The sequence below is a fragment of the Caballeronia calidae genome, assembly GCF_900044055.2.
GTDB lineage: Bacteria > Pseudomonadota > Gammaproteobacteria > Burkholderiales > Burkholderiaceae > Caballeronia > Caballeronia calidae.
In genome coordinates this window covers 1-12687 of sequence record NZ_FCOX02000112.1, presented here as the reverse complement: position 1 = coordinate 12687, position 12687 = coordinate 1, and the positions used below count along the sequence as shown (strand labels likewise).

At 60.9% G+C, this 12687-nt stretch carries 17 protein-coding genes; 11 read left to right on the top strand and 6 right to left on the bottom strand.

All coding sequences use genetic code 11. The features are described from left to right. Nucleotides 1–14: 14 nt before the first annotated feature. Nucleotides 15–203, top strand: coding sequence for a transposase (locus AWB78_RS49970; protein WP_074173546.1), 189 nt, complete (start codon nucleotides 15–17; stop codon nucleotides 201–203). A gap of 10 nt (nucleotides 204–213) precedes the next feature. On the opposite strand, the gene AWB78_RS39380 is transcribed toward AWB78_RS49970, so the two are convergent. After that, a complete protein-coding gene (locus tag AWB78_RS39380) occupies nucleotides 214–1773 on the bottom strand; it encodes a hybrid sensor histidine kinase/response regulator (protein ID WP_062612256.1) in 1560 nt (519 codons plus the stop codon). 188 nt (nucleotides 1774–1961) lie between these two features. Here AWB78_RS39380 and AWB78_RS39375 point away from each other — a divergent pair, with 188 nt between their 5' ends. The 4 genes from AWB78_RS39375 (at nucleotide 1962) to AWB78_RS39365 (ending at nucleotide 4353) form a co-directional block, all read left to right on the top strand. Continuing rightward, nucleotides 1962–2612 (top strand): TetR/AcrR family transcriptional regulator, encoded by a 651-nt coding sequence (locus AWB78_RS39375; RefSeq protein ID WP_062612254.1) that lies wholly within the window; start codon nucleotides 1962–1964, stop codon nucleotides 2610–2612. A 56-nt stretch (nucleotides 2613–2668) separates the two neighbouring features. Next, entirely contained in the window at nucleotides 2669–3223 is a 555-nt protein-coding gene (locus AWB78_RS49965) for an alpha/beta hydrolase (RefSeq protein WP_374729523.1), read from the top strand. Beyond that, complete coding sequence (locus AWB78_RS47920) at nucleotides 3121–3606, top strand: alpha/beta fold hydrolase (protein ID WP_198399443.1); 486 nt, start codon at nucleotides 3121–3123, stop codon at nucleotides 3604–3606. The genes AWB78_RS49965 and AWB78_RS47920 overlap by 103 nt, the downstream gene beginning before the upstream one ends. 285 nt (nucleotides 3607–3891) lie before the next feature. Continuing rightward, nucleotides 3892–4353: a hypothetical protein gene (locus AWB78_RS39365; protein WP_374729524.1), complete on the top strand. Its 462-nt coding sequence runs from the start codon at nucleotides 3892–3894 to the stop codon at nucleotides 4351–4353. Nucleotides 4354–4562: 209 nt separating this feature from the next. On the opposite strand, the gene AWB78_RS39360 is transcribed toward AWB78_RS39365, so the two are convergent. From AWB78_RS39360 to AWB78_RS39355, 3 genes are all read right to left on the bottom strand, one after another. After that, entirely contained in the window at nucleotides 4563–4817 is a 255-nt protein-coding gene (locus tag AWB78_RS39360; RefSeq protein WP_062612252.1) for a hypothetical protein, read from the bottom strand. Between the two features lie 113 nt (nucleotides 4818–4930). Next, the gene (locus AWB78_RS43155; RefSeq protein WP_064506646.1) at nucleotides 4931–5092 is read right to left on the bottom strand and encodes a DUF1328 family protein; all 162 of its coding nucleotides are present in this window, start codon (nucleotides 5090–5092) and stop codon (nucleotides 4931–4933) included. Nucleotides 5093–5183: 91 nt separating this feature from the next. Next, nucleotides 5184–5429: a hypothetical protein gene (locus AWB78_RS39355; RefSeq protein ID WP_062612250.1), complete on the bottom strand. Its 246-nt coding sequence runs from the start codon at nucleotides 5427–5429 to the stop codon at nucleotides 5184–5186. A gap of 281 nt (nucleotides 5430–5710) precedes the next feature. Here AWB78_RS39355 and AWB78_RS39350 point away from each other — a divergent pair, with 281 nt between their 5' ends. Continuing rightward, nucleotides 5711–6184: a hypothetical protein gene (locus AWB78_RS39350; protein WP_157697794.1), complete on the top strand. Its 474-nt coding sequence runs from the start codon at nucleotides 5711–5713 to the stop codon at nucleotides 6182–6184. Nucleotides 6185–6516: 332 nt separating this feature from the next. After that, nucleotides 6517–6978 (top strand): hypothetical protein, encoded by a 462-nt coding sequence (locus AWB78_RS39345; protein ID WP_062612246.1) that lies wholly within the window; start codon nucleotides 6517–6519, stop codon nucleotides 6976–6978. A gap of 165 nt (nucleotides 6979–7143) precedes the next feature. On the opposite strand, the gene AWB78_RS39340 is transcribed toward AWB78_RS39345, so the two are convergent. Both AWB78_RS39340 and AWB78_RS39335 read right to left on the bottom strand, forming a co-directional pair. Then, nucleotides 7144–7434: a hypothetical protein gene (locus AWB78_RS39340; RefSeq protein WP_062612261.1), complete on the bottom strand. Its 291-nt coding sequence runs from the start codon at nucleotides 7432–7434 to the stop codon at nucleotides 7144–7146. A gap of 182 nt (nucleotides 7435–7616) precedes the next feature. Continuing rightward, nucleotides 7617–7970 (bottom strand): hypothetical protein, encoded by a 354-nt coding sequence (locus AWB78_RS39335; RefSeq protein WP_157697793.1) that lies wholly within the window; start codon nucleotides 7968–7970, stop codon nucleotides 7617–7619. Between the two features lie 176 nt (nucleotides 7971–8146). Here AWB78_RS39335 and AWB78_RS39330 point away from each other — a divergent pair, with 176 nt between their 5' ends. From AWB78_RS39330 to AWB78_RS39320, 4 genes are all read left to right on the top strand, one after another. Next, nucleotides 8147–11311: an ATP-binding protein gene (locus AWB78_RS39330; RefSeq protein WP_062612242.1), complete on the top strand. Its 3165-nt coding sequence runs from the start codon at nucleotides 8147–8149 to the stop codon at nucleotides 11309–11311. A 42-nt stretch (nucleotides 11312–11353) separates the two neighbouring features. After that, nucleotides 11354–11605, top strand: coding sequence for a nickel-binding protein (locus AWB78_RS39325; RefSeq protein ID WP_062612259.1), 252 nt, complete (start codon nucleotides 11354–11356; stop codon nucleotides 11603–11605). A gap of 145 nt (nucleotides 11606–11750) precedes the next feature. Beyond that, nucleotides 11751–12089, top strand: coding sequence for a phage baseplate assembly protein V (locus AWB78_RS49960; protein ID WP_374729522.1), 339 nt, complete (start codon nucleotides 11751–11753; stop codon nucleotides 12087–12089). A 59-nt stretch (nucleotides 12090–12148) separates the two neighbouring features. After that, the coding region (locus tag AWB78_RS39320; RefSeq protein ID WP_198399248.1) for a transposase at nucleotides 12149–12687 on the top strand (539 nt) is incomplete at its 3' end.

Genomic DNA, 12687 nt, shown 5'->3' with positions numbered 1-12687 from the left:
GACGGCACCTGACTTTGCTGTTTCTGCCGCCATATAGTCCGCAACTGGCGCCGATCGAGCGTGTCTGGAAGCTGACAAGGCGTCTGGCATTACATAACCGCTACTTCGCAACGCTCCTCGAAGTCCTCAAGGCCGTCGAGGCCTGTTTCCGACACTGGGTTAGACCAAACAAGGTTCTACATAGATTATGCTGCATTATTTAAGACGCTGTGTTTAGACCTCCGCGTATCGCGCTTGCGCCAACGCAAGGACACGTTCCAGCTCTGACAGGTCGACGGGCTTTGTTAGATGCGCATTGAATCCCGCCGCTTTGGTTCGCTGTCGATCTTCTTCCTGTCCGAAGCCGGTCATCGCAGCCACAAGGAGGGCATCGTCGCGCACGACTTCCCTGAGTCGCGAGATGGCCTCGTACCCGCTCATGAGAGGCATCGACAGGTCGAGAAGTATGAGGTCCGGCCTGAATTGCGCGGCGACCGCGATACCCTGTGCAGCGCCATAGGCCTTGCGAACCTCATGGCCCTCGGCTTCCAGGAGCATCGCCATGCTGTCAGCAGAGTCTTCGTTATCGTCCACGACTAGCACTTTGATGGCGCCAGCGGACGACGCGGGCGCGCCATGGCGCTTCGCGGGATCCGTTGCTTGTTCGAGTGCAGGAAGCCAAATCGTGAAGGTGGCGCCGCAGCCTCTGCCACCGCTTTCCACCTCAAGCCTGCCGCCGTGAAGCTCTACCAAGGAGCGGGCGAGCGTAAGGCCAATGCCGAGACCGCCTTCATCTCTGGCAGCTTCAGGGTCCTTCTCCTGCGCGAACAGGGCAAAAATCTTGTCGAGCGCTGTTGGCTCGACACCCCGGCCAGAGTCTTTGACGCGCAGCGCTACCAGCCAGTCCACACGGGACAGCTCCAAAGAAATGAGACCGCCAGCAGGCGTGAATTTCGACGCATTGTCGAGTAGATTCTGGAGGACCTGCACAAGGCGGGCCATGTCGCCGTGAACCATCAATGGTTCCACAGGCATTTGCACATGCAGCGTCTGGGACTTGCTGTCCGTTTTCGGCTGCACTCCTTCAATCGCGCTTTCAACGATCTCCTGAACGATGATGGGAGACGTCGTCACTCGTACCTTCCCGGTCGTTATCCGACCCGCGTCCAGCAAGTCGTCGACTAGCCGGGTCATCTGAGTGAGTTGGCGGTCAATCACACCGCGGGTAGTTCGTACTATCGGTGGAGTTGCCGCTTCATGAAGTTGCAGAACGCCAACGGCATTTCGGATCGGCGCAAGCGGGTTTCGAAGCTCGTGTCCCAGCATCGCAAGGAACTCGTTCATTCGACGGGTGGTCGCTTCCAACTCCTCGAGCCTGCGCCGCTCCGTCATGTCCCGAACCACTTTTGCGAAACCGGCCAAATTGCCATCCTCACCGCGGATCGTCGCAACAACGATGCTGGCCCAGAACAGCGAACCATCCTTTCGAACGCGCCAGCCTTCTTCTGAATACTCACCGGCTGCCAGTGCGCTTTGCAGTACTTCTTCCGGGTGGCCGGCCAAGATCTCGTCCGGCGTGTAGAAGACCGAGAAATGCCGACCGATGATTTCGTCGGCTGTGTAGCCCTTTAGGCGTTGGGCACCACGGTTCCATGTAGTGACGATGCCCGTTTCACTGAGCCTGAAAATCGCATACTCGCTGACGGAATCGACCAGCAACTTGAAGGTCGCATCGGTGTCTTGTTGACTGCACATCTCCCGCGACAAAGGATCGGCAGCGTTTGCTTCGGTCATCCGCGGCTCCGGTTGTGTTGCGCGACATCAGGATGCGAGCAACACCCGTACCGCGGTTTAGGGAAATAGGGTGGGACCGTGACAGTTTGCCGCTCGGCGCACGGGGCCGATGCGCCGGAAACTTGACGCGCATAATGGGCGTCACTTGAAGCTGTTCCTTAACACTGCAGCGCTGGAGGCCACCGGCAATGAACGAACCCGGAGGAAAACGAGACCCAGAGGGCACACGGCGTCGCATTCTCGAGGCCGCGACGCAACAGTTTTCGACCCTTGGACTCTCCGGGGCGCGCGTCGACGCGATCGCAACCGCTGCCGAGACGAACGAGCGGATGCTCTATTACTATTTCCAAAGCAAGGAAGGGCTATATGTGGCCGTCCTCGAGGCGATGTACGCCGACTTCGCGCGGCATGAGGTGAGTCTGGACCTCGCAGGACTGCCACCATCAGACGCGATTCGTGAGCTCGCACGTTCCATCTGGGACTACTTCAGAGCGAACCCTCGGTGGCTGAGCCTCATTAACAACGAGAATCTTCACGAAGGCCAATATCTTGGCCGATCGCCGAAGCTGACAGAGGCCATTTCGCCCGTGGTCGATTTGTTGCGCGGGACGTTGGCGCGCGGCGCCGCCGCCGGCGAGTTCCGGGCGGACGTGGACGCGCTAGATTTCTACGTGACGTTGGCCGCAATGGGCTATTACTTGGTGTCCAATCGCTTCACCCTGAAAGCCTTCGTTGGCCGGAATTACTCGGAGCCGTCGGTCATTGAAGCGGTTACCAAGATGCAGGTCGAGATGCTGCTTGCGTATTTGGGGCCAGAGACGGCAGCCAGATACCCGTAGTGTGCAGAAAGAGTTGGTCGGGGAGACGATGTCAGATCGTTTGACGATCCGCGAACATGTACGCTTGCAAGCCTACTTTCAGTGTCATGATGCTGACCGACCTCACCTTCAACAGCAACGGGGTCCGCTGCGCGGCCTGGCATGTCTCGGCGCGAAGCGGCGCGTTGGCCGGGCTGGCCGGACGGCCCTGTGTTGTCATGGCGAACGGTTTCGGAGGCACGCGCGACACTGGCCTGCTGGGCTTCGCTAACGCCTTCGCCGATGCTGGCTTGGACGCGTTCGTCTTCGACTACCGCGGGTTTGGCGCCTCGGAGGGTACACCCCGCCAGGACATCTCGGTCCGACGCCAGCGACAGGACTACGACGCGGCGGTCGCGGCGGCCCGGCACCTGCCCGGCGTCGACCGCAATAGGATCGCATTGTGGGGGACGTCATACTCTGCCGGGCACTGCATCGTGGTCGCGGCCCATGACCGACGTATCGCGGCGGTCGTGTCGATGACCCCGCCATGGACGGCTTCGTCACGCTGCTGCACCTCATGCGCCAAGGGGAGATCGGTTTGCTGCTGCGCGCGACCGTCAATGGGTGCCGCGACTTGGCCCGCGCTCTGACCAAGCGGGAACCGCACTACGTCCCACTGGTCGGGCCGCCGGGTTCCTCGGCACTTATCACCGCTCCCGGCGCTGAGGAGGGCTACACGGCACTGGCAGGCCCAACGTGGCGCAACCAGGCATGCGCTCGCACCTCGCTTGCCGTCGGGCTAAACCGCCCCACCAGCTATGCCAGCCGGGTTAGCTGCCCAATCCTGGTACAGGTCGGCACCAACGACCACGTCGTCCCGCCCGGTGCGGCGCGCCGGGCCGCCAAGAAGGCAGGACGCTGGGCCCAACTGCTCGAGTACCCGGTTGACCACTTCGATGTCTACGAGGGTCCGTGGCACGAACGCGTCCTCTCCGATCAGGTGGAATTCCTCTCTCGTGTGCTCGGGGATTGATGCTGTCCGGAATCGAGGACACCGACACGGAGGTTCAAGATCGCTGGGGATGCGACTTCGAACAGGGCCGCCTCCGCGAAGGAGTGCAGGCGGCCCGGAACGATAATTTGCCAAGCGCGGGTTTGGCCCCATTGTCAGGCCCATTCGGTCCGCCTCTAATCAGCCCTCATCGCTGCGCCTTTCAGGAAATTGATGGAAAACGGCATGGATCAACCGGCTCGCAATTCACGGAAACCAAAAAAATTGAAGTTCCTTGTGCGATTCTTTACGATCGTCCATGGGCTGATGGCTGTTCTGTTCACCTGCGCGGCGCTGATGTTGATCGCAATTGCTGCTCGCATCGGGTCGATGGCAATTGCGAGTGAATGGGACCAATCAAGTGCGCAATCCATCATTGAAGCTTTGGGGCTGCTGGCTGGGGCCGTTGTCGCCTTGCAGATCGCCGAGACCATCGTAGAGGAAGAGGTCATACGCGAGGCTGACGTGAGCGCGCCGACGCGGGTGCGACGTTTTATGTCGCGATTCTTAGTGGTGGTCGTCGTCGCGCTTGCCATCGAAGGGCTCGTGGCAACGTTCAAGGCGCTGCACCAAGATCCATCGCAGCTTCGATATGCGGCCGGGCTGATTGCTTCGACAGCCTTGCTTCTTGCCTCCTGGGGGCTGTTCGTCCACCTGAATCGGTCCGCGGAAGAGTTAGAGCCGGACGCCATGGAGGACGCGAAGCGCGAAGACAAGAAATTGCAATAGTTTAATGCCGAACGTCTGCCGGGCTCCGGGGCGTCACGGCTCGCTGCGAATTGGCCGCTTCAGAGAAAGACCGTTGTCCGTTGTGGCTCGGCTTCCGCCCTTTGTCTCGAAAACCGCCCCTTGTCACTAGAGCTGACTGTGACTGTCGGATGGCGTCTCGACTCATACACGTAATGCGTCCGCGCCTCGGCGACAAGGTGGCAGCGCTGCTATCCGGCGAGACGACGTCCGTTCTTCGTGACGGCATCCCCTATGTCGTCGTTCCACTCGGCGTCCAGACGAAAAGCCGCTCTGAGGCTCGGATGATTGGGGATCGGGATGCCCCGCGTTTTGCAGAATCTGCGCGTCAGGACGACAGCGAGCAGCTCTGCTTCGCGGCGGGTACGCCCGGCGTCGAACTCCAAGATGGCTGCTCGCTCTTCAAAAAACTCAATTGCGCTGTCCATCGGCACGTTGCGCTTCATTGTACTAGCCACATTGTGCCGACGATGCCGCGCGGTGTTGTGTGCGAAACCACACACCGGGCGCGGCAACCGTCGAGTTGCGTCATCGCGGTGCACGACCGTTTGTCCATCCGTCAGCGCCTCATGAGTCCCATAACGAGGGTGACCAGGAATATCACGACGAAGATGACGAATAGGATCTTCGCGATACCAGCGGCGCCTGCCGCTATGCCGCCAAAACCCAGTGCAGCGGCAATGATCGCGATGATGAAAAAGACCAACGCATAGTAGAGCATGACGTACCCCTAAATGAAGAGCCAACCTCGTGGTCGAGTTAGCCTGCGCGGCGCGTCGGCGTTGTAGTGCCGCGCAGGCTGCGAGCGCCCCTTACTTGTTACTCGGCGCGCTCGCTGCATTGCCAGCATCAGCCTGCTGCGTCTTCTTTTCCTTCTTGCTCGCCTCATGATGGCCGACCGCGCAACCGCCAGCGGCGCCCGCTTTGCCATGTTTCCCTGCAACGTGTCCAGCAACGCCGCCCGCCGCCGCGCCTTCCGCGCAGCCCTCAGCTTGGACGGCACCAGCCGCTGCCAGCAGCGATGAAGTCAGGATGATTGATACGAGCTTTCGGTTCATGGATATCTTCCTCTGATCTAAAAAATCGAGAGAGTTAGAGCACAGGCTGTACCTGTCAATCTCACAACGACGCCTTGCTGCGAAGTCTGGACGTTGCCAGCGATCTTGCGACGGGCGATCGACGCGCGCATACTGCGACCGTCGGAGTAACGGCCCGATGCCGCCCGCTGGCGAAAGGCGACGAATCGCCCCGCGAAACACCTGGTATCACCATCTTTCGCGTACTGGACGCTCGATCCCGTACACGAAGCGGGCTCGTGTACGCAGATGAGGAGCGCAGTATGCGGCCCATTCCCCTTCGCTCGACCGAGCCCGTCAAGCGAATAGCTATCGAAGAAGTTCGTCCGTTGCTCCCCGAAGACTGGGGGCACGGTCGCATCCTGGACGTAACCGCAGCACTCTTCGGCTACGACAATTGGACGCCTCTGCACCAGAGCCCGCAAGCGTCAGCTCCAAGCATAGTTTTCGACCAAGACATGTCCTACGCCGAATATTCAACGCGTCGGGTCGAAGTCGCGAAGCATGTGGAGTCCCGTTGCGCGATTCCGTTTCCGTACGCATTTGCGTTGGCCACCATCGCCGCCGTTACTCGTGATTTCCGGCGTAAAGCGGTTGCTACGCATGCCCCTGAACATGCAGTCTTTCAGGAAGAGATGGCGACGCGGGATGTGACTGAAATTGCGCCGTTCGACGAATTTCGCCACTTTCGGTGCATTCAGGTGCGCCTGATGCTACTTTATTGTGGACGATGGTGAAACAGAACCCAGGGCGGCGTACGTGACGGTACGCACTGCGCGGGTACTTGTTGGGAATGAACTCGCCGATCATACCGGCCTGGACGCCCTGATGCGGGCCATTGTCGGCACGTCGCCGGATGAATACGACGGTCTCGTCGGAACTATCTTTCGCGACAAATGAGACCGGTGGCGCACGATGGGAACTGCCGATACTGCCGGCTCCCGTCGTATGCTGTAGGAGGTGTTTCCCGCCGCGGGTCTGCCAACGCCGCGCATTCCGTGCTCACCGCCAAAGTTACTTGTGCCAAGGGCGCGAACCGAAGTCCGCATTTGCGGAAGCGGAGGCAGGTGTGTTTCTAAGCTACCTGATTGATCGGGGCGACCGTTCGGTCCAAGAAGTCAAAGACGGGTTCGACCGCGCTGCCGAACTGACGAACAGCACAGCGCCCGAACTCATCTCCTTGTGGGCCGATTTAAACGAGGCAGACTCGACGGTTGACGTTGCATACTCACCGGAGGCCGACGAAGAGCCGTCTTTCCGGGTACGACTTTCGTACCGCGGTAAGCTCATCGATCACCTGATATGTGGCAAGGGGGTGCTCATAGCCTGCGGCGCAGTGCCTCCTGAGATCGCGCAGCAAATACAGACGCCGGATGCGGTTGCGCGAGCTGTAGAGTTTCTCAGCGCGGATCCCACCTCCGTTCATACGTGGCTGAAGAAGGACATGCCGACAGCACGCGCGCCGGCCAGGCGCACCGAGGCTGACGCTCGTTCGCGTCCCAGCCGCGACGTCGCGCTTCGGAGGAAATGACAGTTTTTCGGCGAAGGCGCTTTTCGATAGGCCCGGATGTGACGCCCGTTCGAGGAGCGTCCGACGCAGCCGCACCACCCACTTGCCGCAGCTGTCCAAGTCGCGGTGCTTGTGCGAGTGCGCCAACGCTTAAGCGCGCGCGGATGCCGCTGTCGCAAAGCAGTCTTACTTCAGGTAAAGGATGACTGACCCCTCGGTTATCTCGGGCGCGCCCACGCCCGTGCTTGCGGCGTTTTTGGCGATCCAGTCCTTCGCCTGCTGTATGCTTGCATCGGCGCCTGCCTTGTCCTGGCAAACAGTTACCGAGAACCCGCCATCGCCAGTGCGTGCGAGTGTGTAGCCAACAAAGCCTTTGATCGAACGCATCCGCTCTTCGACCTCGCCCGCGCGCTGCTCCAGCAGATCCATGAATTCCTTCGCGCCCTTTCCGGAGAATCTCCTTATAACAGTTTCCATGATCGCGTCCTCCATATATGGTGGGAGAGACGAGCATCGCGTAGTTATCCTCTACGAATTTGCAGTGCGTTCGAACGCAGCCAACACGCATCGCCTGCGCGCCTCATCAGAAAGTGTAGTACTTTCATCGCCACAGTAAACACGCGAAGGCTGCAGGACCTTGGATGAGATCAATCAACCGGTCATCGCGGCAATAGCCGGCCGCTACGCCAGACGTCGAACCCTTCACGAACAAAGCAGAGTCCGGGTTCTCGACTAAGAGCTGATGCTTGGTCCGCGCTGATCCAGAAACGCTGGCTGGTAGCGTCGTATTGGATGTGCCCGCGCGTCGCCTGGCGCCCCAGCCACTCCCGCACCGGGTCTAGCTCGGTGCCGGTCGCCTCAGCTAGCTGCTCCGCCGACAGCGGATTTTCAGAGAGTGCTTCATAAAGCTTGAGCCGATCGGGCACGGAGGCTTTGGTTCGTGTTTTGACCGCGAACCTGCTGAAGATAAAAGCCCCGACGTATCCAGCGAACTTTTCCTGAAGGGTGGGCACGATCGCCTCCGTGTTTCCATGCAAATCGAGAGGTGGACGCTCACTAAAAGACGCGATGCCGGGTAGCAGAGGATTCCAATCTGGTAGTAATCTGCGTTCAACCGAACGTCAGGTGCCTTTTGTTGCGACCAGCACCAGACTGCGCCGGAACCGTTGTACTGACAGTTGGAGTGAACGTGGGAAAATCCGGTCGACCTGCGGATTCGTTTGAATCGCTGAGCATTCGCTTGCTCGGCGAGCTCGAGCTCAGGCGCGACGGAATGACACTGCAGTTGCCCGCCTCGCGCCGCACGCGCGGGTTGCTGGGCTACCTGGTTATGGCCGGCGGCGCTGTCGCCAGATCGACCCTGTGCGATCTGCTGTGGGACGGCCCGGACGACCCACGCGCAGCGCTGCGTTGGAGCCTGACCAAGCTGCGTCCTCTCGTTGATGGCGAATCGAACGAACGTATCGTGGCCGACCGCGCAACCGTCGCGTTTTTTGCCGGCGGCGCGTTCCTCGATACAGCCAAGGTCGAAGCGCTGCTCGAAGCGGGAGCCGAGGCATTGACGGTCGCTGAGTTGGAAGAAGCGTCGCGCCTTTTGCACGGAGACTTCCTCGCTGGGCTCGACCTTCCAGCTTGCTACCGTTTCCACAATTGGTGCGTCGGTCAGCGCGAACGGTTTGGACGCATGCGCGCGACAGTCCTGCGCGCACTCATCGGAAAGCTGGTCAGTGATCCGGGGCTCGCGTTGCAGTATGGCCGTGAACTGGTCGAGGCCAATCCGCTGGACGAGACGGCTCACGGCACGCTTATCACGCTGCTCAACGCCGCCGGCCGGCGTTCAGACGCCGAAGTCCATTTCAGTTACGCGCGCGAGTTCCTACGCCGTGAACTGGGCGCGGGCGGCGGCGCGGTGCTGGATGACTCCATTCGATGCGTGCGTCAACGTGCACGGGTCGACGTTGCGAACGATGATTCACATCGAGAGGAACGCCCTCAAAAGGCCGCGCCAACGAACATCGCGCCGCCGGTGAGCGACAACCACGGCACCCGTACAGAGGATCAGGAAGCCGCCTCGACGTTGCCACTCGTTGGTCGGGAGAAGGAGCGCGCGAGGCTCGACGCAGTTTTGTCGTCTGCGGCCGGCGGCGGGCTGACGCTCCTGACGGGAGAACCCGGAATCGGCAAGACGCGGCTACTCGAGTACTTCAGCGACCGGGCCTCCAGCGCGGGCTTTCGTGTGCTCCGCGGACGCTGTTACGAAGCCGAGGCGATCCGCCCGTACGGTATCTGGATCGATGCGCTGCGCAGTGCTGCGACCGAGGAACTGGAGGTGGCCGGAGCAGACCTTGCGCCAATCATTCATTCGACTGCGACGTCGACGGAAGCGGCCGGCGACCGCGGTGATCGCGAGCGATTCTTCGAAGCCGTCGTGGCAATGTTGAACCGGATGCTTGTCGCGCAGCGGTTGGCCATCGCGCTGGATGATCTCCAGTGGCTGGACGAAGCGTCAGCGGCCTTGCTTCACTTTGTGCTACGTCGGCTTGTCCAAGGGTTGCCAGTTGCATTCGTAGCCACGGCACGTCCGGCAGAAACCGAGGATAACCGATGGGCCCATACGCTCTTGCAGGCGTTGTCTCGGGACGGCAAGCTGGGTAGCCTCCCGCTTACCCCGCTTTCTGTACCCGAGGTCGGAGCTTTGCTCGCGGCCACGGGCAAAGAGTTAAATGCCGAGCAGGTGGTACGCGCGAGCGGCGGGAATCCGCTCTATGTGCTCGAGCTGACGCGCATCGGCTCGACCGATATCGACGAGTCAGCGCGGCCGGTCGACACCTTGATCGTTGATCGTCTCGCGCCGCTGGACCCTTCGACACGTGAATTGCTCTCTTTTGCGGCGGCTGTCGGCCATGAATTTCGTCCAGACCAGCTTGCGGAATTGGTCGACAGGCCGATCGGCGACGGTCTCCTGTGTTTGGCGGACCTTGAGCGGCGTCGGCTTCTCGCTCCGAAGACCGAGACGGCGTATGACTTCGCACACGATCTCGTGCGACAGACCGTGTATCGGACGCTTTCAGGGCCGCACAGGGGCGCGATTCATCATCAGATCGCGCGGCAACTCCTCGCCGCCAGTGCAGAAGATCCACGATTGCACGGGGAGGTGGTTCACCACGCAACGATGGCTGGCGACTCGCGCATGACGGCGAGGGCGAGCGTGGAGGCGAGCAATCACTGCCTGCGTGTCTTCGCCGCCGCCGAGGCGCGCGCGGTCGCCGAGCGAGGGCTTGCGCACGCGCGCGCGCTGCCCAAGGGGCGCGAGCGCATCCGGCTCGAGATTCAGTTGCTGAGCGCCCGGCTCGCAGCCGCCGCCAGTTCAGGCGACAGGCGGCCGGTGTCTGTTGAGCAAGAGCTTGAGCAAGCCATCCAAGAAGCCGAAGCGCTATCGCTCCACGCTGACGTCGTTGAGGGCCTTTACAGTCTGTCGTGGCTCACGCAACAGGCGAATGACATCGAGCGCACGCGACAGGTGACTATCAGGGCGGAAAATGCGGCGCGCAAAGCCGACGCAAGCACGCGCTGCCGACAACTCGCGAACACAGGGCGATGTCTGCTGGACCTCGAACGAGATCTGCGTCGGGCCCGCGGAGTTCTCAAAGAAGCGAGCGCGATGGCAGAAGAGCTCGACCTGCGAATCGTCGAACTCATGTGGGGAGAAGCACTTCTTGCGCGCGCAGATGGCGACCTGGACACTGGTTGCGCGAGGTTGAGCGCAGCCGTTGCGCATGCACGGGCCGTAGGCGATCACTGGCGCGAGTATCAATGTCTCGTCTGGCTTGCGACGATGCGGCATGAGCACGGCGCCCACGAGGCAGTCAGGGAAATGGCGAGCTCAATCGTCGCCGCCGCGCAAAAGATGGGCGACTCCGGCGCACCATTTGCCGATGTGATGGGCGCAGTTTCATCGCTGCGTCTGGGCGACGGCGACACACGAGGCGCCATAACTACGGGTCTCGATGCATTGCGCCAGGCGGACGACAAGCGGCACCTGTGCTACGCGCTAAATGAGGTGGCGCTCGCGGTTCTCGACGTCGACGATGGTGAAACAGCGAGCGCCTATGCTACCGAGGCGCTTCAGGCCGCGGAAGCGCTGAGCTCGCCGACGGAGATGGTCGTCGCGACCGCCATTCTGATCGAAACCGCCTTCGCGGCTGGCGACGGACAACGCGCTGAGACGCTGATGTCCTCGTTGCGCGGCCAGCTAAACGTGCCTTGGCTGAGCCCTCGAAGCAAAGCTGCGATACAGCGCCTCCGCGACCGCTTTCCCGTCGCTACAACGGGGATAACAACGCAGCATGCCTAAACTATGACCACTACAAAGCTCAGTAACGACCGGAGAACCGAAATGGCGCACGTCGTGGTTGAAAGAAGCTTTCCGACGCCGCAATCGGATGAGGACTTGTCGCGTGTCGAAGACCAACTGGCTCCGTGTAGCGGGATGCACGGTGTCGTCTGGAAGCGCAGCGTCCTCTCCTTGGATCGCAGGCACATGATCTGCGAATATGACGCTCCTGATGCGGAGACGGTCCGGAAGGTACAGCGAGAAGCGGGCGCCGCGTTCGATCATATTTGGTCCGGCGAAATCATTGGCGGGTAGTAGTTGTAGCCCTCTCCCGGGGCGGGGCGCTTGCACCGCGGTGCAACTGGGGAATAGGAAAGTCTCGCTGCTCGGCGACGGACGGCCGTAGCCTGAGAGGTGGACGCATCTTTGGGCGTTGGAAATCTGAAGCGACGGAGGCGCTATGGAAACCCCATCTAGTCGGAGCAGTGCCAGTGTCACGCGTCCCTATGCGGACGTTGAAACGGACCGTCTGTTTGGCAAGTTTCGCGGCACGGTTCTAAATAACCAGGACCCCTTGGCCTTGGGACGGTTGCTGGTCGAGGTGCCAAGCTTTTCAGGGTCGCCGTTGAGCTGGGCGCTTCCGTGCGTACCCTTTCCCGGACCCAAAGGGAGTGCGACCTTGGCGCCCCCAATCGGTACGTGGGTGTGGATCGAGTTCGAGGAGGGCGACCCTAGACACCCGATATGGTCAGGCTATTTTTGGACAGAGGGCCAAGCGCCCTTGTTCGCCGTAGCCTAGGAGCGTGCGCGGCAGAAATCTGATGTCATCCGGCCGAGCGGAGAAGACGTTGTTAGCAGATGCCAACAAGTTATCTCCCATACGAGCCGCAGCAGCAGATGTTGCTGCCCCACGCGCTGCAAGACTGGCTGCCGGAAGGGCACCTGGCTTATTACATCAGCGACACGGTGGATTCGCTCGACCTGTCAAGCTTCCATGCGCGGTATGCGGGCGGCGGCCCGCGCAATCAACCCTTTCATCCGGCGATGATGGTGAAGGTGCTCGTCTACGGCTATGCGACCGGGGTGTTTTCGTCGCGCAAGCTGGCCAGGAAGCTGCATGAAGATATCGCGTTCCGGGTCCTCGCCGCGGGCAACTATCCGGCGCATCGCACGCTTTGCGACTTTCGCGCCTTTCACTTGAAGGAACTGTCGGAGCTGTTTGTGCAAGTGGTGAAGCTGGCCAAGGAATGCGGACTGGTCAAGCTCGGGACGATTGCCGTTGACGGCACGAAGATCAAGGCCAATGCGTCGCGTCATAAGGCGATGAGTTACGAGCGGATGAAGAAAGCCGAGCTGGAACTCAAAGAACAGATCGATGCGCTGCTGGCCAAGGCGAA

Coding starts and splice junctions, on each gene's coding strand:
- AWB78_RS39380 (WP_062612256.1), bottom strand. CDS start 1,773: ATGACCGAAGCAAACGCTGCCGATCCTTTGTCGCGGGAGATGTGCAGT.
- AWB78_RS39375 (WP_062612254.1), top strand. CDS start 1,962: ATGAACGAACCCGGAGGAAAACGAGACCCAGAGGGCACACGGCGTCGC.
- AWB78_RS49965 (WP_374729523.1), top strand. CDS start 2,669: ATGTACGCTTGCAAGCCTACTTTCAGTGTCATGATGCTGACCGACCTC.
- AWB78_RS47920 (WP_198399443.1), top strand. CDS start 3,121: ATGGACGGCTTCGTCACGCTGCTGCACCTCATGCGCCAAGGGGAGATC.
- AWB78_RS39365 (WP_374729524.1), top strand. CDS start 3,892: ATGGCTGTTCTGTTCACCTGCGCGGCGCTGATGTTGATCGCAATTGCT.
- AWB78_RS39360 (WP_062612252.1), bottom strand. CDS start 4,817: ATGAAGCGCAACGTGCCGATGGACAGCGCAATTGAGTTTTTTGAAGAG.
- AWB78_RS43155 (WP_064506646.1), bottom strand. CDS start 5,092: ATGCTCTACTATGCGTTGGTCTTTTTCATCATCGCGATCATTGCCGCT.
- AWB78_RS39355 (WP_062612250.1), bottom strand. CDS start 5,429: ATGAACCGAAAGCTCGTATCAATCATCCTGACTTCATCGCTGCTGGCA.
- AWB78_RS39350 (WP_157697794.1), top strand. CDS start 5,711: ATGCGGCCCATTCCCCTTCGCTCGACCGAGCCCGTCAAGCGAATAGCT.
- AWB78_RS39340 (WP_062612261.1), bottom strand. CDS start 7,434: ATGGAAACTGTTATAAGGAGATTCTCCGGAAAGGGCGCGAAGGAATTC.
- AWB78_RS39325 (WP_062612259.1), top strand. CDS start 11,354: ATGGCGCACGTCGTGGTTGAAAGAAGCTTTCCGACGCCGCAATCGGAT.
- AWB78_RS49960 (WP_374729522.1), top strand. CDS start 11,751: ATGGAAACCCCATCTAGTCGGAGCAGTGCCAGTGTCACGCGTCCCTAT.